This window comes from Accumulibacter sp., assembly GCF_023806625.1.
Taxonomy (GTDB): Bacteria; Pseudomonadota; Gammaproteobacteria; order Burkholderiales; family Rhodocyclaceae; genus Accumulibacter.
The window spans coordinates 1-25,765 of record NZ_JAMTDX010000009.1 but is presented as its reverse complement, the minus strand read 5'-3'; the positions used below and the strand labels follow the sequence as shown (position 1 = coordinate 25,765).

The window sequence follows — 25,765 nt, the reverse complement described above, 5'->3', positions numbered from 1 at the left end:
GCGGCGCTCCACGCTCGCTCAGCGGACGAAGTCGCGGCTGATCTCGCGGAAGAGCGGGGTTCCGGCCTTTCCGAGCCACTCGAAGACGACCATCTCGCGCGTCACGACGTCCGCGCCACGGCGGCGCATGCGCTCGATGGCCAGTGCCTTGTCGCCCTCGCGCCGTGACCCGACCGCCTCCTCGACGACGAACACCTGGCGTCCGGCGGCAAGCAGATCGAGCACCGTCTGCTGCACGCAGACGTGCGCTTCGGTGCCGGCGACGACGAACTGTTCGCGCTCGCCACCGGGCATGCCGTAGAGCACGTTCTCGGGAACCGCCGAGAAGTGGATCTTCTCGACCACGCAGTTCGCCGGCAGAAGCGCGCGCAGCGCCGGCATCGTCAGCCCGAGCCCGCGCGGATACTGCTCGGTACAGATTACCGGCACACCGACCTTCTGCGCGACGCGGGTCAGCCAGACACTCGCTTCGAGCACCCGCGCGGCATCGTGAATCGCTGGCTGAAGACGCTCCTGCAGATCGACGAGCACGAGCACGGAACGATCGACGGACATCAGCATCGGAACCTCCTTGGCGACAAGCGGCAGCCGCTGGCCGGGCTGCCCTGCTTCGGCCACCCGGCAGCCCGCAGGCCGACGGCCGGCCGACCTCGATGGCCAGCGCAGGCGGCCAGTGTAAACCGCGCGGCGCAGGCGGCCAAGCCACGCGGCGATGGCGCCTCGACCTGGCTACCCGCCAGCCCCGCTTGCGCCCCTCTCGCCACCGGCCGGGTTGTGCAGCGCACCAGTCGAAGCGCCCCCACCTATGTTGCATTGCAACAAGGTCTGCACTATAGTGCGATTGTGTCGAGCGCCGGCTCGCTGCCTGACGAGGCGATCATGTACATCATCGACGATCCCACCCTGGCACTGATCGCGCGCTTCGTCGGCGACGCCGAGGACTCCGAGTTCTCGGACGAGGAGTTCTTCCGTCAGCAGCTCGCCGCCATCGAAGCCTACGTGGACCGTTTTCCCGAGCCGCAGAGGGAGCAGAGGGCATTCGAATGGATCGAGGCCAACGCGCGCCAGTACCGCCTGCAGTGGCAGAAGCGCGCGGCTGTCGGCGCGCTTTCCCGGGCGCGCTGTCCGGACTGTCCGCTCGCCGGCGGCAACCGCCAGACGCCCTGCGCGATCCACCATCAGTGGCTCGAACTGCTGCTCGCCTACGCCGCCAGCGAGCTGTCTTCGCCCGAGTACGTCGAGCGGAGTCTCGCGCTGCTGGGCAGTTACAAGAAGGATCTGCGCGCCACCCGCGCGCGCGACAGCGCCGCAGCGCCTGGCGCGTGGCCGCCTTTCGCCGGCTCGCTCCAGCCGGTCTGACGGCCGCATCCCGTCGCACTCCAGGCAATCGGCGGGTGCGCGGCGTCTAGCCTTGCGGGCCCTGCCCGGGGCCCGCTGGTCAGCCCGTGCCGGACGACCCGGAGAGCACCTGCTCGAGGACATGGGGGAGGATGCCACCGGCGAGATAGTAGCGAACCTCGACCGGTGTATCGATTCGCGAGAGAAGCGGCCGTTCGACGACGCGCCCATCGGCGTGCTCGACGATCAGCGTCAGCGTCTGCCTCGGTGCGAGGCGTTCGCCGAGGCCGACGATCGCGAAGCTCTCCCCTCCGGTCAGACCGAGCGTCAGCACGGAATCGTCGCCGGTGAACTGCAGCGGAAGCACGCCCATGCCGACGAGATTGGCTCGATGAATCCGCTCGAAGCTGCGCGCGATCACCGCGCGAACGCCGAGCAGCCGCGTACCCTTGGCCGCCCAGTCCCGCGACGATCCCGTTCCGTACTCCTCGCCGGCGAAGACGAGGGTCGGCGTGCCGCATCGCATGTGGCTCGACGCGGCCTCGAAGACGCTGACCAGTTGCCCGTCGAGCAAAGTGTAGCCGCCTTCCCTGCGCCGTCCGTCGACATCCGCCGGGAGCATCAGGTTGCGCAGGCGCACGTTGGCGAAAGTGCCGCGCGTCATCACCTCGTGGTGACCGCGGCGCGCGCCGTACGAATTGAAGTCGGCACGATCGACCCCCCGTTCGCGCAGCCAGGAGCCGGCCGGAGTCGCTTCGCCGAACGAGCCCGCTGGCGAGATGTGGTCGGTGGTCACCGAATCGCCGAGAATCAGCAGCGCCTTCGCCCCGCGGATATCGCCGACCGGCTGTTCGGCCAGATCGAGGAAGGGCGGTCGGGCGATGTACGTCGACTCCGGCCAGTCGTACAGATCGCCCTGCGGAGCCGGTATCGCCCGCCACAGCTCGTGGTCCGCCGCGAAATCGGTGTAGCGCCTGCGGAAGGTCTGCGGATCGAAGGCGAACGGCAGCAGCGCCGAGATCTCGTCCGACGACGGCCAGACGTCGCGCAGGAAGACCGGCTCGCCGGCACGGCCGACACCGAGCGGCTCGCTGCTCAGATCGATGTTGACCCTGCCGGCAATGGCAAAGGCGACGACCAGCGGCGGCGAAGCGAGGTAATTGGCGCGGAGGTTCGGATGGATTCGCGCTTCGAAGTTGCGATTGCCCGAGAGAACGGCTGCGGCGATCAGCCGATGCTCGGCGATCGCCTTGTTCAGCGCCGGGTCGAGGTCGCCCGAATTGCCGATGCACGTCGTGCACCCGTATCCGGCCAGCGCGAAGCCGAGTTCGGCGAGCGGCTCGAGCAGGCCGGCCTTCGCGAGATAGTCGGTGACCACCCGCGACCCGGGCGCGAGCGAGGTCTTGACGTGCCGTCTGACGCTCAGGCCGCGCTCGATCGCCTTCCTCGCGAGCAGGCCGGCGGCGATCATCACCGCCGGATTGCTCGTATTGGTGCACGAAGTGATCGCGGCGATCAGCACGTCGCCGTGCCCGACGTCGACGCCGGGCAGATCGCTCGGGTGGCGCTCTGCGAGGCTCTCGGCCAAACGCCCGAAACCGCCGGCCGACTCGGCTGCGACGAACAGCTCGTCGAAGCGCCTGGCCATCTCGGGCAGCGCGACACGATCCTGGGGCCGGCGGGGCCCGGCGAGAGACGGAACGATCGTCGACAGATCGAGGCGCACGTTTCGCGAATAGTCGATCTCGCCTGCCCGCGGAATTCCGAACAGTTGCTGGGCGCGGAAGTACGCTTCGAAAAGGGCGCACTCCTCGTCGCTGCGCCCGGTGCTGCGCAGATAGGCGACGGTCTGTTCATCCACCGGAAAGAAGCCCATCGTCGCCCCGTATTCGGGCGCCATGTTGGCCAGTGTCGCCCGATCGGTCACCGGCAGCGCGCTCGCTCCGTCGCCGAAGAACTCGACGAAGCAGCCGACGACCTTCTCGCGCCGCAGCAGTTCGGTCACCGTGAGCACCAGGTCGGTCGCCGTGACTCCTTCGCGCAGGCGACCCGAGAGCTCGACACCGACGACGTCGGGGGCCAGGAAATAGACCGGCTGGCCGAGCATCGCCGCCTCGGCCTCGATGCCGCCGACTCCCCAGCCCACGACGCCGAGGGCGTTGATCATCGTCGTGTGCGAGTCGGTTCCGACCAGCGTGTCGGGGAAGCACAGTCGCCCGTCGCTGGTCGGCCGATGGTGGACGCCGCCGAACAGGTGTTCCAGGTTGACCTGATGGACGATGCCCACGCCTGGCGGCACGACCCGGAAACTCTCGAACGCCTGCATGCCCCACTTGAGGAACTGGTAGCGCTCGCGGTTGCGCTCGAACTCGCGGGCCATGTTCTGCTGCAGCGCGAGAGGTGTCCCGTAGTGGTCGACCTGGACCGAGTGATCGACGACCAGATCGACCGGGACCAGCGGCTCGATCCGTCGTGGATCGAGTCCGCGACGGCGCGTTTCGTGGCGCATCGCCGCCAGGTCGCAGAGCAGCGGCACACCGGTGAAGTCCTGGAGAACGACCCGTGCGACGACGAAGGGAATCTCCGCACTGCGTTCCTCGCATGGCTGCCAGTTGGCCAGGTCGGCGACGTGCTGCGCAGTCACCCGATGACCGTCGCAGTGCCGAAGCAGCGCCTCGAGAACGATGCGCAGCGACACCGGCAGCCGGCCGAGGCGAGCGAACCCCGCTGCCGCCAGTGCAGGAAGCGAGTGGAACCAGACCGCCTGCTGGCCGGGCGGAGTGAAACGGGACAGCGTGGCGAACGGTGAGGCGGGCATCGACGATCTCCTCGATGGGCTCGGATCAAGCCCGGACAGGACATCGTGGTTGACACGCGCGAGCGTCGCGCGTTCCCGGGAAACGCCGATAACCGGCCGGTCAGCTCCCGTCCGCGTCTCGCCGAGGCGAGGACCGCTCGACTTCCGCCAGGCCGATCCCGGCGAGCCATTCGGCCAGGCAACGGCGCCCGCGCGGCTCGAGCACCGGCGCGAGGCGCCGGCTTTCCGCACGCAGCCGCGGCACCGAAAGCCCGCCGCTCGCCAGCTCGCAGGCGTGACCGATGAACCAGCGCTCGAGATCGCCGGCCCGCGCCTCGGGATGACATTGAAATGCCAGCGTGCGCGTGCCCCACGCGTAGGCCTGGTGGGCACAGGCCTCGGTCGAGGCGAGCAGCGTCGCCCCTGGCGGCAGGTCGAAGGTATCGCCATGCCAGTGGAACATCGAGGTCAGCGAAGCATCAAGCTGCCCGAGCGGCGAGGCCCGCCCGGCTTCGCTCAGAATCAGCGGCGACCAGCCGATCTCCCTGACTGGCGCCGGGTACACCCGCGCGCCGAGCGCACGGGCGATCATCTGCGCGCCGAGACAGATTCCGATCAGCGGCAGGTCGGCGGCCAGACGTCGATCGAGCAGTCGCAGTTCGTCGAGAATGAACGGGTAGGCCGCTTCGTCGCAGGCGCCGATCGGTCCGCCGAGGACGACCAGCAGATCGGGTGAAACGACGTCCATGATGGCCAGATCATCGACGCCGGCTTCGCGGTAAGCGACCGAGAAGCCCCGCTGTTCGAGGACCTCAGCGAATGAGCCGAGGTCCTCGAAGGCAACGTGGCGGATGGCGATACAGGTTTTCAATGGGGCTCCTTCGCGTGCGCAAGAGGGTGACTGCAGGTCGCGCGATCGGCTGTCCCGAGGCGCAGCATTCACCGCGCCCGACGTGATCCCGGTCACCCGACCCTGAAACTGATTGCGTGCGCTCGTCCTCATGCCCAACCTTCCGATCAGCAGATAATCGTCCGCAAGGCACCGAGCGTGGCGGTCCAGTCGTTCGATGAAACGCCGATGCTCCTGCTCGATCAGCCGGAAATTGTCGACCAGCTGCCGGCCGCGCGGTCGCTCATCCCCAGCGCTCTCGCGGCCGGGGTGATCGAGCCGTGCTCGGCGAGCGCGGCGAGCAGTATGACACGCCCTCTTCCGCCGAGGGTCCTTCCCCCGGCGGTCATCGACAGCGAACCGTGCAGCCCTATTCCGCCGTCGCTGGTTTGGGCCCCTGGGTTCATCCGTTCACGGTCGTCGCCAACTTTCCCGGAAGCCGGTCTTCAGACCAGCGCCGCATTCACCGCTCCAACCTCGGCTTGCTCGACGGTCCGGCCGCGACGCATCGACAGCACCTCCTCACCCGGCGCCCTTCCGTCGTCGGGACCGAGGGCACGCGCGAAAGCGAGCGGCAGGCCGGCCAGAATGCCGCGCCAAGCGAGGGGCAGAGTGACCCGGAAGAAGATCGCCACATCAGGAACACCGAGCACCCGCGCCGCCTGTTCGAGCTGCCGGTCGACCGACTCGAAGGCGGCACGAGCCGGTTTGAAGACCAGAGGGAAGGCCACGATACTCGAGACGATCACTGCCCCCTGCCAGGTGAAGACCAGGTGCACGCCGAAGGTCGCGTCAAGCCAGGCGCCGACGGGGCCGCGCCTGCCGAGCACGACCAGCAGGTAGCCGACGGTGACGCCGAGCGCCAGGGTCAGCACCGTTGCCGAGCCGGCGACCTTCAGCGAAAGGACCAGCGCCGGCCTGACCGAGGCGCCCATCGGCTGCCCGTGCTCAGGGCTTCTCGAAGCCGTGCCGACCACGGATCGTCTGGCCGGGCGGCGACAATACATGGTCGACGAAGCGTGCGCCATCCTGCCGGTTCGCGCTGCCCTGAATCGGGGCGATCGGGTAACGGATCGCGGTACCCGTCGGCACATTCAGAACAACCGTCACCCGGTCGCCGATCAGCGCAGCGTCGGTCGCGTAGACGAAGCCGGCATCGACTTCACCGCGGGCGACATGGTCGAGGGCCTGGCGCACGTTCTGGGTCATCACCATCCTGCCCTGGAGGGCAGCCCAGACGCCGGCGGCTTCGAGCGCGCGCTGGGCGAAGCGGCCGGCCGGCACGCTCGCCGGGCCGCCGATGGCCACCCTCTGCACGCTGCTGCGCGCCAGATCGTCGAGTTGGCCGATGGCCAGCCGGCTGCCCGCTGGAACGATCAGCACGAGGCTGTTGCGCGCCAAGACCCGCGCCGCGCCCTTGGCGACGAGGCCCTGGACGATCGCCGCATTCATCGTCTCCTCGTCGGCCGAGGCGAGGACGTCAACCGCTGCGCCCCGCGCGACCTGCTGCAGCAGAGCGCCCGAACCACCGAAATTCAGCAGCAGGCGGATTCCCCGGCCACACGGCTTCGAGATCGCGGGCGATCTCCCTGAACGTACCGGTCAGGCTCGCCGCTGCCGACACGGTAATCTCCCCGGCCAGCGCCCGAGCGACGCCAAGAATCAACGAGACTGCCCAAAGAATCCGCCTATTCGCTCGCAGGCCATCGCCGGCCACCTCGCCACCCACGGGTCCTGCGCAGCATACCCTTGTGCATAACGCCTGGTCGATGCTCCCGGAGCCATGGAACTGCCGCCGGTCGTCCGATCCCTCGTGCACGCCGGGGATTGACGGCGCACGACCAGTGCCCGGATACTCTCGCGGCCAAGTGCGGCTTCTGTCACTCACCAGCGACCATCCGGGGCAAAGACCGGCGCTGCATTCCACCGACCGCCATTGCAGGACAACCATGGGACCGACTCTCGGCGACGCCGCACTGATCACCGCCACCTTCCTGTTCACCGACATCGAAGGTTCGACCGGCCTCTGGGAGCGCGAACCGCAGGCCATGCGCGTTGCCCTGCAACGCCACAACGGCCTGCTCAGCGCGACCATCGAGCGCTACGGCGGCTGCGTCTTCAAGACCGTCGGCGACGCCTTCTGCGTCAGCTTCGACGAACCGGCGAGCGCAGTCGCGGCGGCCTCGGCGATCCAGAGAAGCCTGGCCCTCGCGAAGTGGCCGACGAGCTCGCCGCTGCGCGTCCGCATCGCGCTGCACACCGGCGCCGCCTACCTCAGCGGCGGCGACTATTTCGGCACGACGCTGAACCGGGTTGCCCGGCTGCTTGCCGTGACCCACGGTGGCCAGACGCTGCTCAGTTCGGCGACCGAAACGCTCGTTCGCGACTCGCTGCCACCCGACTGCCGGCTCCGCGACACCGGCATGCTACGCCTGCGCGACCTGCCCCAGCCGATGCATGTCCACCAGCTCATCCACCCCGACCTGCCGCCCGAACTGCAGCAGGTCAGCGAGAACACGGGTGCGGCGAAGCTCACCGCTCAGCCGATCGCGCAGTTCCGGCCGGTCGACCTGTACGAGGTGCCGACGCTGCCCAGCGTCGTCGTCCAGGCGCTCGAGGTGCTGCAGAGTCCCGAGAGCGACGCGCGCGCCGTCGAACGGGTGATCGTCCACGATCCGGCGATCTCGGCCAAGATCCTTCGCGTCGCCAACTCGGCGTTCTTCGGCTTCTCGCGGCGCGTCGGGACGGTCGCCGAGGCCGTCCGCGTGCTCGGCTTCACCAACGTCCAGGGCATGCTGATCTCGGTCGCCGCTTTCGACGCGTTCCGGACCGAACAGCTCGACCTCGTCGACTTCTGGAAGCACTCGATCGCCACGGCCACCGCCGCGCGCTTCCTCGCTGCTGGCGCCCGCTGCTCGGGCGACGAGGCATTCATGGCCGGCCTGCTGCACGACATCGGGAGACTGATTTTCGCTCTCCAGGCAGAAACGGCCTACCGGCGATCCCTCGAACTCAGGCGCGACTCGACAATCGGCAGCCTCGAAGCCGAGCGGACACTCTTCGACTTCACCCACGCCGAGGTCGGCCAGCTCGTCGCCGAGCGCTGGAACCTGCCGGCCAGACACGTCGCGGCGATCGCCTTTCACCACGATCCGGCCGCCGCCGGGCAGGAAAGCCGATTCTGCGCGCTGATCGGCCTCGCCGACGCGGCCGCCCACGCCGCATTCGATGCGCCCTCCTCCGTCGGCACTCTGACTCCGTCGGCGACGGTCCTGGTCGACGGCCTTGGCCTCGGCGCGAGAATCTGGGACGACTGCCTCGCCCAGCTTGCTGCGTCCAGGGCGAGCATCGATTCCTTTGTCGGCGCGATCCGCTGATCGCACGCGACGTGCCCGGCGGAGCGTCCCGGCCCACTTCCGCCTGGCCGCCTGTCGGACTTTCCGCTTGGCGCCGCCGAAGATCCTAAGAGAAACCCGGGGAAACGCCCGGAAAAGGCGGGAAAATCGCCAAACCGCGGCCCCTTCATCCGGCCGATGGTTTTTCCGCCCTGAGTCCGACCGGCTGCTAGAGTTCGAGGTCGGCGATCAGCGGCGCGTGGTCCGAACACCGCGCCCAGGCGATCCCCTTGGGAACGTGCATGCCGAGGATCCGGAAGCCGCGGACATAGATGCGGTCGAGGGTCAGCCACGGAGCGATGCTCGGAAAGGTCCGCGCGACACCGGCCTGCACGTCTCCCGACGATCGCCAGGGCAGCAGCCAGTCGAGTACGCTGGACCCCTGGCGCGCAGGCGCCGAAGCGGCCGCCACCTCCTCGACGCCGAGCCGATCGCGCAGCAGGCCATCGACGCGCCGCTGCCAGTCGTTGAAATCGCCAGCGATGATCAGCGGCGCCCTGGCCGGGATCTCCCTCAACACGAAGTCGGCGAGAAACACGGCCTGGCGCAGCCGGCTGCGCTTGATCAGCCCGAAGTGGACGCAGATCAGATGGACCTCGCGGCCCCTGCCCCGCCCGCAACGAGCCACGACATGCAACAGACCGCGCCGCTCGAGCAGATGGTCCGATATGTCATGGTTCATGTGCGCGATGATCCGCTGGCGCGAGAGGATCGCGTTGCCATGATGGCCGTGCGGATACGCCGCATTCATCCCGTAGGCGCGATGCGCGTACGCGCCGGTAGCCAGGAAATCGAGCTGCGTACCGGACGGATAGGCGGGATGGCCCGCCAGCCGCTCGTTGCGGTCCTGGACCTCCTGCAGGAAGACGATGTCGGCATCGATCGCTTCGAGCGCGAAGCGCACGTCGTGGATGCGCGGCCGTCGGCGAATTCCGGTGACGCCCTTGTGTATGTTGTAGGTGGCAACCCTCAGCTTCATGCCTTTGGCCCGGCAGGCGCCCCGTGGCCCCGCTCCTGCTGGCAGACCGACGCGTGACGCTGGAAGGCCCTGATGATAGCAGTCGCGACGCCCGCACGTGTCGAAAACACCGCCCGGCGGGCAGCCGGGCTGACGTGACCGTTCTCCTCACGGTCGGTCGCCACGCTGCCGCCGCTCGGACGCGATCCCGTCGGCGAAGGCTCGTGCCACTGCGATCTCCCTCGAGTCCCGACTGACGGCGAGCGGCTGCGTGCGACTCGGCAAGCAACCAGCCTGCTTCGCCCCGACGACGTCCGCTGTCTCACGCGCTTCCGGGCTGAGCCCTTGCGTCAGGCGGGTCGAGCCGCGCCCTTCTGCCTTGGCCCGCGATCCACCGACTCTGACGGACGCAGCGGCGTTCGTCGATGTCGACCAAAACGTCCGGCTGGCCCAACCCGCCCCGTCCCGGTCGTCCGGCAAGACGGGGGCGGGATGCAGCACTGATCATGACGGCTCGTGGATGCTTCCCTGCACACCCGGCGGATCCGCGGATCCGTCGGCTCCGGCGATCGGAGGCATCCTGGCCAGACGAAACCCCGTTGTCGTTCCGGTTCGTCGTGTCGTTCCTGTTGCGTTTGGCTGCGCGTGCGTTGTGCGGCTTGTTGTCCCACGAGCCGCCACGCAGTACGCGCCCGACAGGCGGGCCGTCAGGCTCCCGCGACGGGTCGAACCACCCGCCGCGAAGGAGGGCGTGCAAGTGCCACGTGGCGGCGTGGCCGGCGTGGGCGATCCTCGACGACACGCGCGCTGCTTTGATCTCGGGTTCTCCGCGGTACCCGCCTGCCAGCGGTCGCGCAGGCCGCGCAGCTGGTTGCGGGAACGGCACAGGTTCTTCAGTCAGGCGCCGTCGGCCGCCCGCTTCGAGCACGTCACCGAGAAAGCTCGCTGGCGCCGCGGCGACGCGTCGGCGGCAGCGCGCGACCGCTAGCCGGAAACGACGACGGTCGCCGCCTCCCCGTCTTCCCTTGGTCTGATGCAGCCGATGACCCGCGCCGTCTCACCGGCCTCACGCAGCACCGCGATCGCCCGGTCGGCGTCTTCGCGCGCGACGACGACGACCATGCCGATGCCGCAGTTGAAGACGCGGTGCATCTCGCTGTCCGCGACGCCACCCTGCTCCTGAAGCCACGAGAAAAGCTTCGAGCGTGGCCACGCGGCCTCGATGATTTCGGCGCAGACTCCCGGCGGAAGGATCCTCGGCACGTTGCCGGTCAGCCCGCCACCGGTGATGTGCGCCATCCCCTTGACCGGCAACGCGCGCATCAGCGCGAGCAGCGGCCGCACGTAGATTCGCGTCGGCGCGATGATCACCTCGGCGAGCGTCGCCTCGCCGTCGAAAGGTCGGGTCAGATCGGCTCCCGACCGGGCAAGGATCCGGCGGATCAGCGAGTACCCGTTGGCATGTGCACCGGACGACGGCAAGCCAAGGACGAGATCGCCCGGGACGATCGACGAGCCATCGACGATCGCCGATTTCTCGACGACGCCGACCGCGAATCCGGCGAGGTCGTACTCGCCTTCGGGGTACATCCCGGGCATCTCGGCCGTCTCGCCGCCGATCAGCGCACAGCCGGCCAGTTCGCAACCGCGTGCAATGCCCTTGACGACCTCGGCGGCGATGGCGACGTCGAGCTTGCCGCAGGCAAAGTAATCGAGGAAGAAGAGCGGCTCGGCGCCCTGGACAAGGATGTCGTTGACGCTCATCGCGACCAGGTCGATGCCGATGGCGTCGTGGCGCCGCAGTTCCCAGGCGAGCCTGAGCTTGGTTCCGACGCCATCGGTACCGGAAACGATGACCGGCTCGCGGTAGCCTCGCGGCACCTCGAAAAGCGCGCCGAACCCGCCGATCCCGGCGAGCACGCCGGCGCGCAGCGTCCTTCGCGCGAACGGCTTGATCCTTTCGACGAGCTCATCGCCGGCTTCGATATCGACACCGGCGTCACGGTACGAGAGGGATTCCTGGGTCATCGACTGCCTTCCGGGCGGGACTGGGAAGGGCGGCGCGGTGGTAGAATGCCCGGCTCCACCCTCATGAAACGCGAATCTTATCCCAAATGGTCGAGCCGTGCGGCTCGCGCAGCCCCGGCCCCGAGACTGCGATGCGCCAGCTGATCCTCGATCTGTTGCCGGAAGAGGTGCCGAGCTTCGACAGCTTCGTCACCGGCCGCAACGGCGAGACGCTGACCGCCTTCGCTGCCTGGCTCTCGGCCGACAATCAGGAGCCCCTGTTCTTCCTCTGGGGCGAGCCGGGAGCGGGCAAGTCGCATCTGCTCCGGGCCTGTGGCGCGCGCTACCACGACGCGATCGAAACGCCCGGTCTCACCGACCGCGACGAGGAGCCGATGGCCGGCGAGTTGCTGGCCATCGACCACCTCGAGGCGCTCGACGAAGATGGACAGATCGCGCTCTTCCGGCTGATCAACGCGCTGCCGGCGCAGCACGGACGCCTGCTCGTCGCCGCCGGCCGGCCGCCGCTGCACCTCGCCTTGCGTGAGGACCTGCGCACCCGGCTCGGCAGCGGCCTCGTGTACCGGCTGCAGCCACTCACCGACGCCGAGCAGCGGACGGCGCTCGCCGAACGGGCCCGCGCACGCGGCCTGGTCCTCCCGGCCGAAGCGATCCAGTATCTCTTCTCCCGGGCCCCGCGCGACATGCGCAGCCTGACCGCGCTGCTCGGAGCGCTCGACCGGCTTTCGCTCGAGCGCCAGCGACCGATCACCGTCTCATTGGTGCGCGAGGTGCTCCAGACCTCGCTCGACTTCTGATCCGCCCGGAGCCAGGCATGGACCTCGCCCTCTTCGACCTCGACAACACGCTGATCGGCGGCGACAGCGACTTCGAATGGGCGCAGTTCCTGATCGGCAAGGGAATCCTCGAGCGCGAACTGTACGAGGCGCGCAACGTCGAGTTCTACGAGCAATACAAGGCCGGCACGCTGGACATCGACGCCTTTCTCGACTTCCAGCTGCAACCGCTGGCCAGGCACCCGCGCGCGCAGCTCGAAGCGTGGCAACGCGAGTTCCTCGCGCGGCACATCCGGCCGCTGGTCAGCGAGCAGGCGCGCGCGCTGGTGCGCAGCCACCTCGACGCTGGCGCGCTGTGCGCGGTGGTCACCGCGACCAACAGCTTCGTCACCGGGCCGATCGTCGGCGAATTCGGTGTCGCCCACCTGATCGCGACGATCCCGGCGCAGGAGATGGGCCAGTTCACCGGCCGGCCGCGCGGCATCCCGTCGTTCCGCGAAGGCAAGGTCGTCCGCGTCGACGCCTGGCTCGAGTCGCTCGGCCTGTGGTGGGGAAGCTTCGAGCGCAGCTGGTTCTACAGCGACTCGCTGAACGATCTGCCGCTCCTCTCCCGGGTCAGTCACCCGGTCGCCGTCGACCCGGACCCGACGCTGCGTGCGCACGCCGAGGCGGCCGGCTGGCGGATCCTCAGCCTGCGCGACTGACCGGGCGCCTACCATGAACCAGCCGCCACCATCGGCCGCCAGAGCAGCCGCCGAGCCGAGCCCACCGCCATGATCCGCAAGCTCATCTCCCGCGTCCTCGGGCACAAGGACAGCGCAACCAACGATCAGCCAGCGATTCTCGGCGTCGCCCAGCACGGACTCGAGCGCGACCACATCAGCCGCGCCTCGCAACGGACCGTCCAGATCCTCCAGGAAAATGGTTACCAGGCGTACATCGTCGGCGGCGCCGTCCGCGATCTGCTCGCCGGCCTCAAACCCAAGGACTTCGACGTGGCGACCGACGCGACGCCCGAGCAGGTGCGCTCGTGTTTCCGCCGGTCGCGGATCATCGGACGGCGTTTCCAGATCGTCCATGTCGGCATGGGCAACGAGACGATCGAGGTGACGACTTTCCGCGGTCACCACGGCGAACAGGGCAACGCCAGGGCGCACATCGACGACCAGGGCCGGGTGCTCCGCGACAACGTCTTCGGCAGTCAGGCCGAGGATGCCGCACGGCGCGATTTCACGGTCAACGCCCTGTATTACGACCCGACGGCGGAAACGATCGTCGATTATCACCACGGCGTCGCCGACCTCCAGCAAAAGACCTTGCGGATGATCGGCGACCCACGCACGCGCTACCGTGAGGATCCCGTGCGCATGCTCCGCGCGGTCCGCCTTGCGGCGAAGCTCGGTCTGTCGATCGATCCCGAAGCCCGCCGGCCGATCCGCGAGATGAGCGAGCTGATCGAGAACGTCCCGCCGTCGCGGCTTCTCGACGAAATGCTCAAGCTGCTCACTTCGGGACACGCCGTCCGCTGCCTCGCCCAGCTGCGCGAGGAAGGGCTGCACCACGGCCTGCTGCCGCTGCTCGACGTGATTTTCGACCAGCCGCTCGGCGAACGCTTCGTCACCCTCGCGCTCGAGACGACCGATCGACGCGTCCGCGAAGGCAGGCACATCTCGCCGGGCTTTCTCTTCGCCACGCTGCTCTGGCACGAGGTGTTGAGCAAGTGGCAGCAGTTCGAGGCGAACGGCGAGCCGTCGATCCCTGCGCTGTTCCGGGCGATGGACGAGGTGGTCGACGTGCAGGCCGAAAAGCTGGCCATCACCCGGCGCATCGTCGGCGACATCAAGGAAATCTGGGCATTGCAGCCACGCTTCGCCCAGCGCGGCGGCAAGCGCGCGTACGGCGTCCTGCAACACCCGCGTTTCCGCGCCGCTTACGACTTCCTGCTGCTGCGTGTCGAGTCGGGCGAGCTCGAGCCGGAAGTCGGCGAGTGGTGGACGGCCTTCCTGCACGCCTCCGACGACGAGCGGGCGGCGATGCTGCTGCCACCGTCGGCCGGAGCGACGCGCAAGCGCCGCCGGCGCCGGCGGTCGGCTGCCGCCGACACGCAGAACGGCGGAGATGAGTGACGCGGGTCATCTCGCCTTCGTCGCGCTCGGGGCCAACCTGGCCGATCCCGTAGCCCAGGTCAGAGCCGCGCACGAGGCGCTCGGCGAGCTGCCGCAGTCGACCGTGACCAGGCTCTCCTCGCTGTACCGCACCGAACCGGTCGGCATCCGTGGTCAACCTGATTTCATCAACGCCGTCGCCGCGCTGCACACTGCGCTCGGAGCCGGACAACTGCTCGACGCACTGTTCGCCGTCGAACGCCGCTTCGGGCGACTGCGCGAGTTCCGCAACGCGCCGCGAACGCTTGACCTCGACCTGTTGCTCTACGATCAACTCGTCCTTGACAGCCCCCGGTTGAGCCTGCCTCACCCGCGGATGCACCTGCGCGCGTTCGTCCTCGCGCCGCTCGTCGAGATCGCCGCCGACTGCCGGATCCCCGGGCGCGGACTGGCCGCGGCCTGGCTCACTGCAGTCAGCCGGCAGCGCATCGAAAGGCTCGCCGCCTGGCAGCCCGAACGCGGATCGGTCCGCGCCCCGCTCAGTCCCGATAGTAGCGTGGCGGCCAGTAACCGGGTCCTCGATACGGCCGACCGGGAACGATGAACACCGGCGGCGGATTGACGTACGGTCGCGGCGGAAAGATCACCGGCGGCGGCGGTGGAGGCGATGGATAGACGACCGGCGGCGGTGGATGGACGCGAGGCGGGACATAAGCCGGCTGGGCCGGGACGACGACGCAACCGGCCAGAGCCAACGGCAGGACCAGCGGGAGGACGGTGTTCTTCATTTGCAGTGCTCTCCGGGGATCGATGATCGGCTAACGCGCCAGCAGCCGATCGGCTCACCGCCATTTGTAACGGGATGTTTCGCCGGCCGACCGGACAGCCCGGCACCACCGGTCGAGGTCGGCACGAGGCGGGGCCTCGGCACAGCCGGGCCTGGCAAGATTTTTTGTGCACCGGGAAGCCGCGAAATCGACCATTGGCCGCCTGCACTGTGTATCCTACGCGGCCATCGCAGAAGAGGCCGCGCGGCGAACGAACAGCCTGCAAGCATCGCCGGCCGGAGAGGAACGAGGATGGAGTCTGCAGCGCGCAAGGAGGGTTTCACCGATCGCCATCCGTCGGGCGGGCGCAGCACGTTGACCGGCGCGCGCCAGATCGTCGTCGAGGGACCGATCGGCGTCGGCAAGACGAGCCTCGCGCGTCGGCTCGGCGCGCTGCTCGACGCCCGCCTGGTACTCGAAGAGCCCGAGCAGAACCCGTTCCTGAGTCGCTTCTACGAGGATCGCGAGCGTTTCGCGCTGGCCACGCAGCTCTCCTTCCTTCTCCAGCGCATCGCCAAGTCGCGCGAACTGTCGCAGCCCGACGCTCTGGCGCGCCCGGTCGTCGCCGATTTTCTGCTCGAGAAGGACGCGGTGTTCGCGTTACTGACCCTTTCCGCTGACGAATACGAGCTCTATGGCCGGATCTCCGGACAGCTCTCGCCACCCGCAACGCGACCCGACCTGGTGATCTATCTCCAGGCCAGCCCGGAAACACTGATCGCCCGGGTGCGCAGGCGCGGCGTGGACATGGAGCGACGCATCGACGACGCGTACCTGACCGTGCTCGCCGAGAGCTACATGCACTTCTTCCACGATTACGACGCCGCACCGGTCATGGTGGTGAACTCCGAGAACATCAATTTCGTCGACAGCGACGATGATTTCCAGCTGCTGGTCAGGCGCATCGAGGCGATGCGCGGACACCGCGAGTACTTCAACCGGGGAGAGTGACGCCATGTCCAGCCACGCCGCGACGCGCCGCCTGACTCCCGCCGACCTGGCCCGGATGCGGGCCAGTGGCGAGAAGATCGCCGTGCTCACCTGTTACGACGCGAGCTTCGCCGGACTCTGCGATGCCGCCGGCGTGGACGCCCTGCTCATCGGCGACTCGCTGGGCATGGTCCTCCAGGGCCACGACTCGACGCTGCCGGTCAGTCTCGATGACGTCGCTTACCACACCCGATGCGTTGCCCGCGGCAGCCGAAGGCCGCTGATCATCGCCGACATGCCCTTCGGCAGTTTCCAGGAAAGCCCGCCGCAGGCCCTGCGCAATGCCGTCGTGCTGATGGCCGCCGGCGCCCAGATGGTCAAGATCGAGGGCGGGGTCGACATGGCCGAGACGACACACTTCCTCTGCGCACGCGGACTGCCCGTCTGCGCCCATGTCGGACTGACCCCGCAGTCGGTCCACCAGCTCGGCGGTTACCGTGTCCAGGGCCGGGGCGAGTCGGCTGCCGCCCGCCTGATCGCCGACGCGATCGCCCAGCAGGACGCCGGGGCGAGTCTGATCGTGCTCGAAGCGATTCCCGAAAGGCTCGCTGCGGAGGTCAGCAGTCAGCTCTCGATTCCGACGATCGGCATCGGCGCGAGTGCTGCGTGTTCGGGCCAGGTCCTCGTCCTGCACGACATGCTCGACATTTCGTCCGGAAGGAAGGCGCGCTTCGTGCGCAACTTCATGTCCGGCCAGCCGTCGATCGCCGCGGCGATCGCGGCCTACGTGACGGCGGTCAGGGACGGCAGCTTCCCGGCCGCCGAGCACTGCTACTGAACGCCTGCGGACAACATGCAGATCGTTTCTTCGATCGCCCAAGTGCGCGCCGAGCTGCGGCGACGCGGCGAGATCGCCTTCGTCCCGACGATGGGCAACCTGCACGCCGGACACATCGCCCTGATGCACACGGCGCGTGCCTACGGCGAGACCGTCGTGGCGAGCATCTTCGTCAACCGTCTGCAGTTCGGTCCGAACGACGACTTCGACCGCTATCCCCGGACCTTCTCCGCCGACTGCGCCCAGCTCGCGGCCGCCGGCGTCGACCTGCTCTTCGCCCCTGCGGAGGCCGAATTCTACCCCGAACCCCAGGAGTACTACGTCGACCCCCCGGAGATCCAGCGGCAGCTCGAAGGCGCTTTCCGTCCAGGGCACTTCCGCGGCGTGGCCACGGTCGTCCTCAAGCTGTTCAACATCGTCCAGCCACAGGCGGCGATCTTCGGCAAGAAGGACTACCAGCAGCTGATGGTTCTGCGCAACATGGCGCGCCAGATGGCGCTGCCGATCGAGATCGTCGGCGGCGAGACGGTGCGCGCCGACGACGGACTGGCGCTGTCGTCGCGCAACGGCTATCTGACGCCGGCCGAGCGCGCCGAAGCGCCGCGGCTGCATCGCCTGCTCCAGGAAATTGGCCGGGCCATCTGCGGCGGAGAACGCGACTTCGCCGGGCTCGAGGCGGCCGCCAGCGCCGAGCTCAACGCGCACGGCTGGACGACCGACTATGTTGCGGTGCGACGCCAGAGCGACCTGCAGGTGCCCGAGGGCAACGGCCGGGAAGCACTGGTGGTCCTCGCGGCCAGCCGTCTGGGCAGCGCGCGGCTGATCGACAACCTCGAAATCACTGATTCCGGCGGTCATTGACACGTTCGGGGCAGCCGCTAAAATGCGCTTCCCCCAACTTCCCCGGCGGTGAATCCATGCACAGAACCATGCTCAAGTCGAAGCTGCACCGCGTCACCGCGACCCACGCGGAGCTGCACTACGAAGGCTCCTGTGCGATCGACGAGGATCTTCTCGACGCGGCGAGCATCCGGGAATACGAGCAGGTCGACGTCTGGAACGTCAACAACGGTGAGCGCTTCACGACCTACGCGATCTGCGCCGAGCGCGGTTCAGGGGTCATCTCGGTCAACGGCTCGGCGGCGCGCCGGGCAGCTCCCGGCGACATCCTGATCATCGCCAGTTTCGCGAGCTACAGCGATGCGGAAATGAGCGAGTACGCGCCGCGGCTGATCTACGTCGATACCCAGAACCGCATCGTGCGCACGGCCGGGTGGATTCCGGTCCAGGCCGCCGCCTGAAGCGATTCTGCCCACCGACTCCCGCCGCGCGGCTCGGCTCCGCTTGATCGGGGCGGGGTGCCGCGCCGCCGACTCCCGGCGGGTCCGCCCGGTGGTCAGGTCTCCTCGGCCACGGGCTTGGGCACACGCGGACGGCGGGGTCGGCTCGGCGCCTTGCGCGCCGGCCGCGCGGTCCGCTCACCCGCGGTGAACTCCTCGGGGTTCTCCGCGGCAAGCCCCTCCGCTGCGCGTTCGTCGGCGACCAGCGCGCTCGGCGCGCCGCTCGGGGCTTCGCCGGCAGCCGGCGGCAACGGGGCAAGCGCCGCCGGCTCCGCAGCTTCCGCGAAGTCGGCCGGGATAACCGGCCGGGCGTCGGGCGGACGGTCTTCGGCGGCCACTGCTGGCGCTCCCGTGGCCTCGGCCGACGGCGCTTCGTCGTCTTTCGCTTCCTTCGCTCCCCTCGCCCGCCGCGTGCCTTTCTCGGCCGCCTTGCGACGACCTTCACCCTTGCGCCGTGTGCCGGTCTTGTCGCCGGCCTCGTCGACCGGAGCCGGCTCGGCTGGTCCCTCGGCCAGCGGCGCAGCCGGTAGTTCGATCACCGCCTCTGCCGGTGCCTCGGAGACTTGGGCGAGGCCGCTCCCCCGCGAGATGTAGGTTCCCGACTTCTCGTCGCGGCCGAGTTCGAGAAGCCCTCGTGCCTGCGCTTCCTCGAGCAGGTTGCCGAAGGCCCGGAAACCGTAGTACGACTCGCTGAAGTCCGGCTTGCGCCGCTTGATCGCTTCCTTGAGCATCGAGGCCCAGATCTTGCCGCTGTCGCCGCGCTCGTCGACCAGGGCATCGAAGGTCGCGACGGCCAGCTCGATCGCCTTGCTGCGCCGGGCATCGAGTTCGGCCCGCCGCTGTGCCTCCTCTTCAGGCGAGCGCCGCACCGCCGGCGGCGACTCCCTGGCGTCGCGTCTCGCCGAACGCTGCATCTCGCGGACCAGATCATCGTAGAAGATGAACTCGTCGCAGTTGCCGATCAGCAGGTCCGAGGTCGACTGCTTGACCCCGACGCCGATCACGTACTTGGCGTTCTCGCGCAGCTTCGAAACCAGCGGCGAAAAATCCGAATCTCCGCTGATGATCACGAAGGTGTCGACATGGGCCTTCGTGTAGCACAGGTCGAGGGCGTCGACGACCAGCCTGATGTCCGCCGAGTTCTTGCCCGACTGGCGCAGGTGCGGAATCTCGATGAGCTCGAAGCTCGCCTCGTGCATCGTCGCCTTGAAGCCCTTGTATCTCTCCCAGTCACAGTACGCCTTCTTGACGACGATGCTGCCCTTGAGCAACAGACGTTCGAGCACCGGCTTGATGTCGAACTTGTCGTACTTGGCGTCGCGAACGCCGAGCGCGACGTTCTCGAAGTCGCAGAACAGCGCCATGATCGCGGTTTCGGGCGCTACGGCCATGATCGTCCTTTCGCTATTGCGGAATCCACCTCAGTGCGCCGTGCCCGTAGGCCCAGGCGGCGACCTGATACCAGCTGACCGCATCGGTCACCATTTGCGGGTCGTCTTCGACGCGCACCGCCGATCCATCGTCGAAATCCGGGCGATAGACCCCCCGGCCGCGCCGCGGATCGAGCTTGACGAGTCGGTCGCCACGCAGATAACCGAGGTCCTGGTAAGTGCTGATGAACGCTCGCTCGCGTCCGGGCTCCAGGTCGAACATGTCGTACCCGAAGAAGCGGCTGCGATAGCTGAAGTTGAGCAGCCCGAGCAAAGTCGGCGCCAGGTCGATCTGGCTGGTCAGCCGGTCGAACTCGCCCGGCGGGATGTGCTTCGGCGAGTAGAACAGCGCGGGAATCTGGTAGCGGTTGACCGGCAGGTCGGACTTGCCCGCCGACGACGCGCAGTGATCGGCGACGATCACGAAGACGGTATCGGCAAACCACGGCCGGGTCGCTGCCCGGTCGATGAAGTCGCCGATCGCCCAGTCGGTGTACTTGACGCCGCCCTTGCGGCCGCTCTTCGAGGGGATGTCGATCCGCCCCTCGGGATAGGTGAACGGCCGGTGGTTCGAGGTGGTCATCAGCTGCATGAACGACGGCCTGCCCGCGGCGTGCGCCTTGTCGGCCTCGATCAGCGCCTGGGTGAACAAATCCTCGTCGGCGACACCCCAGATGTTCTCGTGATGGATGCGCTCCGCGGGAATCGCCACGCGGTCGATGACCTGGTAACCGTTGCCGTCGAAAAAGTCGTTCATGTTGTCGAAATAGCCGTAGCCGCCGTAGAGGAAACGGACCTCATAGCCCTTCGCACGGAACACCTCACCGAGGGCAAAGAGCCCCTCGTTGGCCGGACGCTTGACGATCGACTGCCCCGGAGTCGGCGGGATCGACAGCGCCAGCGCTTCGAGACCGCGGACCGTTCGCGTGCCGGTTGCGTAGAGGTTGGTGAACAGCAGCCCCTGCCTGGCCAGTGCGTCGAGCCTCGGGGTGATCCCGCCGTTCTCGCCAAAACGGGTCAGGTATTCCGCCGACAGGCTCTCGACGGAGATCAGGATCACGTTGAGGCGCTTCTCGGGACCGGGATGACTGACGATCCTCGTCACGTCACGCGGGTCGTCGCTGGCCAGCCGCGCATGCCGGGTCGGCAGCAGCTCACGCAGCCGCGCGAAGGCCTGCTCGGGCGGCAACGAATAGTAGAAGGTGGCGTAATCGAGTTCATTGTTGTACGCCGCGGCGAAGAACTCGTAGACGCCATTGCCCGAGAGGGCATTGACGTAGCGGTTCGCCGACAGGTCCTTGAGCCGGAAATCGACCAGCGAGAAGGCGAGGAAAGGCAGGATCAGGAACAGCACCAGCCAGCCGGCCCGCCCGGTGTAGTGCGAGCGAACGTGATGCGACGCCCAGAGCCAGTGGCGCAGCGCCCAGGCGACGGCAAGCGAGACGATCGCCAGTCCGGCGAGGATCGGCCCGACCGGGTACGACTCCATGATGTTGCCGATCACCTCGTGCGTGTACAACAGGTAATCGACGGCGATGAAGTTGTAGCGCGAACCGAATTCGTCCCAGAAGGTCCATTCGGCGGCGGCGTTGAAGAGCATGATGAAGATCCAGACCACCGTCCCGGCGAGCAGGAACCAGCGGAACGGCGCCCAGCGATAGAGACGGTCCGGAACGAGGAAGAGGAAAACGATCAGCGGGATGAAGAAGTAGCTCGCGGCGACCAGATCGAAGGCCAGGCCGAGACCGAAAATCTGCAGCAGATTGCCCGGACCCGGCTCGGCGGCGAGACCTGTCTTGACCAGCAGCGCGAGCCGCGTGAGCAGCGAGATGGCCAGGAAGACCGCCAGCAGCAGCCAGAAGGGTCCGTAGCGATGGGCGAAGAGGCGCGTCGCCCGTGATGGGGAAGACTGATTCATCTGTCGTTGATCCGGGAATCGGTGCTCCATGGGAAGGGCGCCGCGCGCAGCTGCGGCGCGAGCGAGGCCAGGCCGGCATGATAGCCGATCCCCGCGCTGCTGAGCACCGGCGCGGAGATTCGACTGCCGCCCCGTTCAGCGCAGGCCGAACAGGCCGAGGAAGAAATCGACGCGGGTGAGCAGTGAGGCCGGGCTGCGCACGTCCCAGATGAAGATCAGCCCGAAGAAGGTCCACACACCGAAGATCCGCAACAGGCGCCGGACGCCCCCGGGTCGTGCACCCTGGCCGAGCCGGCCCTGCTCGCGAAGCATCGACACGTAAATGCCGATCGCCAACAGCAGGCAGTAGAGCATCCGCGAATCGAGGGCGGCGAGGGCCGGCAGGATCCGGCCCTCGGCCAGCGGGACGGCCATGTGCAGCAGGTGGTAATAGAGGTTGCCGACCAACGCCGCGGCGAAGACTGCACAGAGCAGGCGCAGCCGGGGCCAGTTGCGCAGCCGCCTGCCGAGCCGCGCGAAGGTCGGCAGGAAGAAGAAATTGGCCAGCAACTCCTTGAAGTAATAGTAGTAACGATTCCAGAACTCGCTGATCGACTCGGCCAGCAGCGGCTTGTACGTGCTCCTGAAGACGTTGAAGCCGAAGATGCGCAGGACGCCGATGATTGCGTGACTGCCCGCCGCGTGGCGCAGCACCTGTTTGAACAGCTCGCAGTAGATGCTCGCCCAGGCCGCCACAAACGGCGCCTCGGCCCCCTCGAAGACGAGCTCTTTGAGACTCGGAACGGGCAGCCGCTGGCCGCCCAGAAAGTGCGTCAGTGCGTTGCCGTCGCCGTAGAGAGTGCCCTCGAGAACGAACAGCGTGACCCCCCAGATCATCCCCAGGCCGATCAGCCGGATTCCCGAAAGCTGCGCGCGGGCGAGCTGCTCGGCCGTCTTCGCCTCGCAGCGCGCGAGGTAGTCGAGCCCCTTGCCGTACGGCGTGTTGTTGCCGCCGAAGGCCGGCCACAGCGTGATCAGGTGATCGCTGAAACCCGTGCCGCGCATCCGCCCGTACTGGCCGGAGAAAATCAGGTAGCCGCAGCGCCAGAGGAGGAACGGGAACATCACCGCGACCCCGAAGAGCACCGTCCGCCAAAGGCCCGCGTCGGCGGGAGTCGACCACAGGATGCCCAGACACGCCCAGTAAATCAGATGCAGACTGAGCTGCGGATGGCCGCGGACGGCGGCCGGCAGCGCGGCGAAGGCCGCCGCTGCGCGGTAGACCAGCCAGAGGAAGCCGAACAGGACGAGCACGACGAGGGAAATCGCCAGCCCATCGAAGGCCTGCTGCCAGTCCTTGCCACCGTGCAGCGTGGTCAGCGGATAAAGAATCCCCGCCAGCCCCGCACCGACAGCGAGGATCGCCCGGCGCCGCGCCGGAGTCAGCCAGTCGAGCGGACGGCCGAGCCGCGTACGCCACCAGGCGACGACCGTGGGGTTCTCGTGAAAATGCAGCAAATGTCTCGCTTGGCCGAACAATTCAGGCCCCGGAATGAACGCTGGGAAAACGCCGCGTGATCGACCCACCGGAACGAGGCACGGCCCGACGACGGGCACGCCTGGCGCGAGACCGGTCCGCTGCCTCCCCCCTGGGTCACGGAAGCCGGCACTTTACGGGATCGGACGGGCAAATTCAACGCCTGGTAAAAATGGTAAAAATGGGGACAGACCCCGTTTTCTGCAGAGCAGAAAACGGGGTCTGTCCCCATTTTTACCCCCTGCTCAGGCGACCGCCGCCGGCAGACCCGTCCAGACGATCCCGGCCGGCAGGCTCGCCCGGCCGATCCGCCCCTGGAAGCCGCGCAGCGGCAGCGCGTAGCAGCGCACGTCGTCCTCGTCGCGGTCGATCAGCGCCTCGACCTCTCCGAGGCAACGGTCCTTGTCGGCGACGCTGCCGACGAGCAGGAAGATGCTGTACTCGAGCGGCGTCGCGTGCCGGCACATCTCGCGATGCACGCGCGCGAGCCGCCGCGGCTGGGTGATGTCGTAGCCGATCACGAACGCCTGCTCAGAACGCATCGTCGTCGTCGGTGGCCGGATCGTCGTCGGCCGGCGGATCGTCGTCCGTGGCTGCGCCACCCGGCGTGCCCGCCGGCGCTCCCTCGCCGCCCTCGGGCGTCACGCCGTCGGTGCCGAGCGCCGCGGCGACGTCGCCGACGCTCTCGGCGAGCAGCTTGCGCAGGCGCGCGGCGAGCGGCTCCCACTCGGCGTAGAAGCACGCGCGTCCGGCCTTGCCGAGCAGGCAGCCGGCGCTGGTCATCGAAAAGTCCTCCGGGCGCAGCTTCTCGGTGCGGAAGAGCATCAGCGCGTGCTGATCGACCTCGACGCGCAGCGGCTCGACGACGTCGCAGGCCAGCGACTCGCGGGCGAAGTCGAGCGAGTGGAAGAAGCCGATGAACGGATCGAGCCCGGCGCCGTAGAGCGCGAGCACCGCCTCGGCGTGGAGCAGCGTGTAGCCGAGCGAGAGCAACGCATTGACCGGATCGCGCGGCGGCCGGCGATTGCGCCCCGAGAAATGCAGGCGATCGGCGAACAGGTCGGCGAAGCCCTCGAAGTACGCCGCCGCCCCGGCCCCCTCGAGGCCGCGCAGCGAGGCCAGCGAAGCCTGCTCGTCGACCGCCGCGATGTGCCCCGCCAGCCGGCGCAGCGCGACGGTCAGCAGATAGCGCGACTGCGGCTCGCTCTCCCGCCGCGCGGCGAGAAACGCCGACTGCGCGCGCAGCTTGGCCTCGACGATCGCCCTTGAAAAGCGCAGGCAGTAGTCGGCGTCCTGCGCCAGGCGGTACTGCGCGACACGCCGCGCCGCGTCGTTGTGCGGCCGGCCGAGGAGCATCGTCGGCACCGCCTTGCGCCCGGAGAGGACGACCACGCCGATGCCGCGCTCGCCGAGCTTGCCGAGCAGCGCCGAAGACAGCGTCACGTCGCCGCGCAGGAAGACGCGCGACAGCGGCGCCAGCGGCACCGTCCCGACGCGTTCGTCGTTCTCGTAGAAGACCAGCGCCTCGCCGTCCGCCTTCAGCGTCACCCCGCGTCGATCGACATACAGACTGGTCATCGCCCTCCCCCTTCAGACGATCAGGAAAACGTCGTTCACCACCGGCTTCGCGCAGCCGAGCAGATCGCGCTTCATCCGCGGGTCGAGCTGGAAGATGTGCGCCCGATCCTCCTCCGGATCGATCAGCTCGCCGAGCGTCCGCTCGACCTCGCGCAGTTCGGCCGGAGTCAGCCAGCACTCGAAGAACGACTTCTGGCCGCCGACCTTGTAGCCGAGCAGGAAGCGATGCACCCGGCGCAGCCGCTTCGGCTCGCTGACGTCGTAGCAGACCAGGTAGAGGGTTCGCGCCGCATCGCTCATGCCCGCCAGAATGCGCCCCGGCGCGTCGCGTGTCCGCTTTGGCAAGCTTGCCAGCGCGGCGACGCCGTGCACAGCCCCGCGCAGCGCCGCCGATTTGTGCTTCGACGCCAGAGGAGTCTGCCGCATGGCCCCCCGGAGCAAGCTCGCCCGATTCCTGTCCAGCGAATTCCCGCAGGCAGGCTCTACCGCCGAAGCCGTCGCCAACGACGAATGGCGTCGAGCGGGCCAGACGATCCCGATGATCTGCCGCCTGCCGGCCGTCACCCGCCTGAAGATCGCGAGCTGCCTGACCCTCCCGATCGGTGCGCTCGCCTCATCGGCCGTGCGATCCAGCGACCCAGGGCAGCCGTTCCCAGGCCACGGCAGCGGACGGCCCGTCCGGGCGCACGACCCTTGCTGAACCGGTGGCGGATCTTCTATGCTCTGCCACAGGCGGGAGACCAGGCGCAATCCCCGCAGACGACGCGAGGGATCGACCATGAACGCCCAGGAGATCAAACAGTTGCTGGAAACCGAGGTGCCGGCGATATTGCAGGAATCGCCAGGCTTCCGTGAATGGCTGCAGGACTTCATACGCCGCCAGACGGTATCGCGGGAAACCTTCGATGAGCGCTTCGACCGCGTCCTGAACGAACTGGCCGCCGATCGCGAAAACCAGCGTCGGCACTGGGATGAACAGGAACGCAAATGGGAAGAGCAGAACCGCAAGTGGGAGGAGGACAACCGCAAATGGGAAGAGCAGAACCGCAAGTGGGACGAGCAGAACCGCAAGTGGGACGAGCAGAACCGCAAGTGGGACGAG

Annotated in this window: 24 protein-coding genes and 2 pseudogenes; 11 read left to right on the top strand and 15 right to left on the bottom strand. The window is 68.1% G+C overall.

Translation table 11 applies throughout. The features are described from left to right. Nucleotides 1-18 precede the first annotated feature (18 nt). Nucleotides 19-561 (bottom strand): isochorismatase family protein, encoded by a 543-nt coding sequence (locus tag NFW05_RS02375; protein WP_295302458.1) that lies wholly within the window; start codon nt 559-561, stop codon nt 19-21. A 318-nt stretch (nt 562-879) separates the two neighbouring features. On the opposite strand from NFW05_RS02375, the gene NFW05_RS02370 reads away from it, so the two are divergent. After that, complete coding sequence (locus tag NFW05_RS02370; protein WP_295302457.1) at nt 880-1,359, top strand: hypothetical protein; 480 nt, start codon at nt 880-882, stop codon at nt 1,357-1,359. Between the two features lie 79 nt (nt 1,360-1,438). On the opposite strand, the gene acnA is transcribed toward NFW05_RS02370, so the two are convergent. The 5 genes and pseudogenes from acnA to modA form a co-directional block, all read right to left on the bottom strand. Then, the gene (acnA, locus tag NFW05_RS02365) at nt 1,439-4,156 is read right to left on the bottom strand and encodes an aconitate hydratase AcnA (RefSeq protein ID WP_295302455.1); all 2,718 of its coding nucleotides are present in this window, start codon (nt 4,154-4,156) and stop codon (nt 1,439-1,441) included. Between the two features lie 100 nt (nt 4,157-4,256). Beyond that, nucleotides 4,257-5,006 carry a glutamine amidotransferase gene (locus NFW05_RS02360; protein WP_295302454.1) on the bottom strand — a complete coding sequence of 250 codons (750 nt, stop codon included), beginning with the start codon at nt 5,004-5,006 and terminating at the stop codon, nt 4,257-4,259. Between the two features lie 221 nt (nt 5,007-5,227). Continuing rightward, entirely contained in the window at nt 5,228-5,431 is a 204-nt protein-coding gene (locus tag NFW05_RS02355) for a hypothetical protein (RefSeq protein WP_295302452.1), read from the bottom strand. A gap of 141 nt (nt 5,432-5,572) precedes the next feature. Then, a pseudogene (locus NFW05_RS02350) lies at nt 5,573-5,959 on the bottom strand (ABC transporter permease subunit); the annotation flags it as partial. A 13-nt stretch (nt 5,960-5,972) separates the two neighbouring features. Then, nucleotides 5,973-6,536, bottom strand: a complete 564-nt coding sequence (gene modA, locus NFW05_RS02345; protein ID WP_295302492.1) for a molybdate ABC transporter substrate-binding protein — start codon at nt 6,534-6,536, stop codon at nt 5,973-5,975. A 437-nt stretch (nt 6,537-6,973) separates the two neighbouring features. On the opposite strand from modA, the gene NFW05_RS02340 reads away from it, so the two are divergent. After that, nucleotides 6,974-8,401: an HDOD domain-containing protein gene (locus tag NFW05_RS02340; protein WP_295302449.1), complete on the top strand. Its 1,428-nt coding sequence runs from the start codon at nt 6,974-6,976 to the stop codon at nt 8,399-8,401. A gap of 187 nt (nt 8,402-8,588) precedes the next feature. Here NFW05_RS02340 and NFW05_RS02335 read toward each other — a convergent pair whose 3' ends face one another. Further along, nucleotides 8,589-9,398, bottom strand: coding sequence for an endonuclease/exonuclease/phosphatase family protein (locus tag NFW05_RS02335; protein WP_295302446.1), 810 nt, complete (start codon nt 9,396-9,398; stop codon nt 8,589-8,591). Between the two features lie 963 nt (nt 9,399-10,361). Further along, entirely contained in the window at nt 10,362-11,405 is a 1,044-nt protein-coding gene (gene purM, locus NFW05_RS02330; protein ID WP_295302444.1) for a phosphoribosylformylglycinamidine cyclo-ligase, read from the bottom strand. Between the two features lie 131 nt (nt 11,406-11,536). On the opposite strand from purM, the gene hda reads away from it, so the two are divergent. From hda to folK, 4 genes are all read left to right on the top strand, one after another. Continuing rightward, nucleotides 11,537-12,202 (top strand): DnaA regulatory inactivator Hda, encoded by a 666-nt coding sequence (gene hda, locus NFW05_RS02325; RefSeq protein ID WP_295302442.1) that lies wholly within the window; start codon nt 11,537-11,539, stop codon nt 12,200-12,202. 17 nt (nt 12,203-12,219) lie between these two features. Then, a complete protein-coding gene (locus NFW05_RS02320) occupies nt 12,220-12,885 on the top strand; it encodes an HAD family phosphatase (protein WP_295302440.1) in 666 nt (221 codons plus the stop codon). A gap of 69 nt (nt 12,886-12,954) precedes the next feature. Beyond that, complete coding sequence (gene pcnB, locus NFW05_RS02315) at nt 12,955-14,307, top strand: polynucleotide adenylyltransferase PcnB (RefSeq protein WP_295302439.1); 1,353 nt, start codon at nt 12,955-12,957, stop codon at nt 14,305-14,307. Beyond that, complete coding sequence (folK, locus tag NFW05_RS02310; protein ID WP_366918256.1) at nt 14,300-14,890, top strand: 2-amino-4-hydroxy-6-hydroxymethyldihydropteridine diphosphokinase; 591 nt, start codon at nt 14,300-14,302, stop codon at nt 14,888-14,890. Before pcnB ends, folK begins: the two co-directional genes overlap by 8 nt. Here folK and NFW05_RS02305 read toward each other — a convergent pair. Next, nucleotides 14,826-15,074, bottom strand: coding sequence for a hypothetical protein (locus NFW05_RS02305; protein ID WP_295302438.1), 249 nt, complete (start codon nt 15,072-15,074; stop codon nt 14,826-14,828). The genes folK and NFW05_RS02305 overlap by 65 nt on opposite strands. Nucleotides 15,075-15,365: 291 nt before the next feature. Here NFW05_RS02305 and NFW05_RS02300 point away from each other — a divergent pair, with 291 nt between their 5' ends. The 4 genes from NFW05_RS02300 to panD are packed head-to-tail and all read left to right on the top strand — an operon-like array spanning nt 15,366 to nt 18,182. Then, entirely contained in the window at nt 15,366-16,064 is a 699-nt protein-coding gene (locus NFW05_RS02300) for a deoxynucleoside kinase (protein ID WP_295302437.1), read from the top strand. 4 nt (nt 16,065-16,068) lie between these two features. After that, nucleotides 16,069-16,881 carry a 3-methyl-2-oxobutanoate hydroxymethyltransferase gene (gene panB, locus NFW05_RS02295; protein WP_295302436.1) on the top strand — a complete coding sequence of 271 codons (813 nt, stop codon included), beginning with the start codon at nt 16,069-16,071 and terminating at the stop codon, nt 16,879-16,881. A 15-nt stretch (nt 16,882-16,896) separates the two neighbouring features. After that, nucleotides 16,897-17,742 carry a pantoate--beta-alanine ligase gene (gene panC, locus NFW05_RS02290; protein ID WP_295302434.1) on the top strand — a complete coding sequence of 282 codons (846 nt, stop codon included), beginning with the start codon at nt 16,897-16,899 and terminating at the stop codon, nt 17,740-17,742. A 56-nt stretch (nt 17,743-17,798) separates the two neighbouring features. Further along, nucleotides 17,799-18,182 (top strand): aspartate 1-decarboxylase, encoded by a 384-nt coding sequence (gene panD, locus NFW05_RS02285; protein ID WP_295302432.1) that lies wholly within the window; start codon nt 17,799-17,801, stop codon nt 18,180-18,182. 95 nt (nt 18,183-18,277) lie between these two features. Here the strand turns inward: panD and NFW05_RS02280 are convergent, their stop codons facing one another. The 6 genes from NFW05_RS02280 to cas2 form a co-directional block, all read right to left on the bottom strand. Then, nucleotides 18,278-19,612 carry an NYN domain-containing protein gene (locus NFW05_RS02280; protein ID WP_295302431.1) on the bottom strand — a complete coding sequence of 445 codons (1,335 nt, stop codon included), beginning with the start codon at nt 19,610-19,612 and terminating at the stop codon, nt 18,278-18,280. A 13-nt stretch (nt 19,613-19,625) separates the two neighbouring features. Beyond that, nucleotides 19,626-21,569 carry an LTA synthase family protein gene (locus NFW05_RS02275; RefSeq protein WP_295302429.1) on the bottom strand — a complete coding sequence of 648 codons (1,944 nt, stop codon included), beginning with the start codon at nt 21,567-21,569 and terminating at the stop codon, nt 19,626-19,628. A gap of 135 nt (nt 21,570-21,704) precedes the next feature. Then, on the bottom strand, nt 21,705-23,066 hold the full coding sequence (locus tag NFW05_RS02270; protein ID WP_295302427.1) for a hypothetical protein: 1,362 nt from the start codon (nt 23,064-23,066) through the stop codon (nt 21,705-21,707). Nucleotides 23,067-23,330: 264 nt separating this feature from the next. After that, nucleotides 23,331-23,627 carry a CRISPR-associated endonuclease Cas2 gene (locus NFW05_RS02265; RefSeq protein ID WP_295302425.1) on the bottom strand — a complete coding sequence of 99 codons (297 nt, stop codon included), beginning with the start codon at nt 23,625-23,627 and terminating at the stop codon, nt 23,331-23,333. Then, the gene (gene cas1 / locus NFW05_RS02260) at nt 23,617-24,663 is read right to left on the bottom strand and encodes a CRISPR-associated endonuclease Cas1 (RefSeq protein ID WP_295302423.1); all 1,047 of its coding nucleotides are present in this window, start codon (nt 24,661-24,663) and stop codon (nt 23,617-23,619) included. Before cas1 ends, NFW05_RS02265 begins: the two co-directional genes overlap by 11 nt. 12 nt (nt 24,664-24,675) lie before the next feature. After that, nucleotides 24,676-25,089 carry a CRISPR-associated endonuclease Cas2 gene (gene cas2 / locus NFW05_RS02255; RefSeq protein WP_295302421.1) on the bottom strand — a complete coding sequence of 138 codons (414 nt, stop codon included), beginning with the start codon at nt 25,087-25,089 and terminating at the stop codon, nt 24,676-24,678. Between the two features lie 352 nt (nt 25,090-25,441). On the opposite strand from cas2, the pseudogene NFW05_RS02250 reads away from it, so the two are divergent. Beyond that, a pseudogene (locus NFW05_RS02250) lies at nt 25,442-25,765 on the top strand (hypothetical protein); the annotation flags it as partial.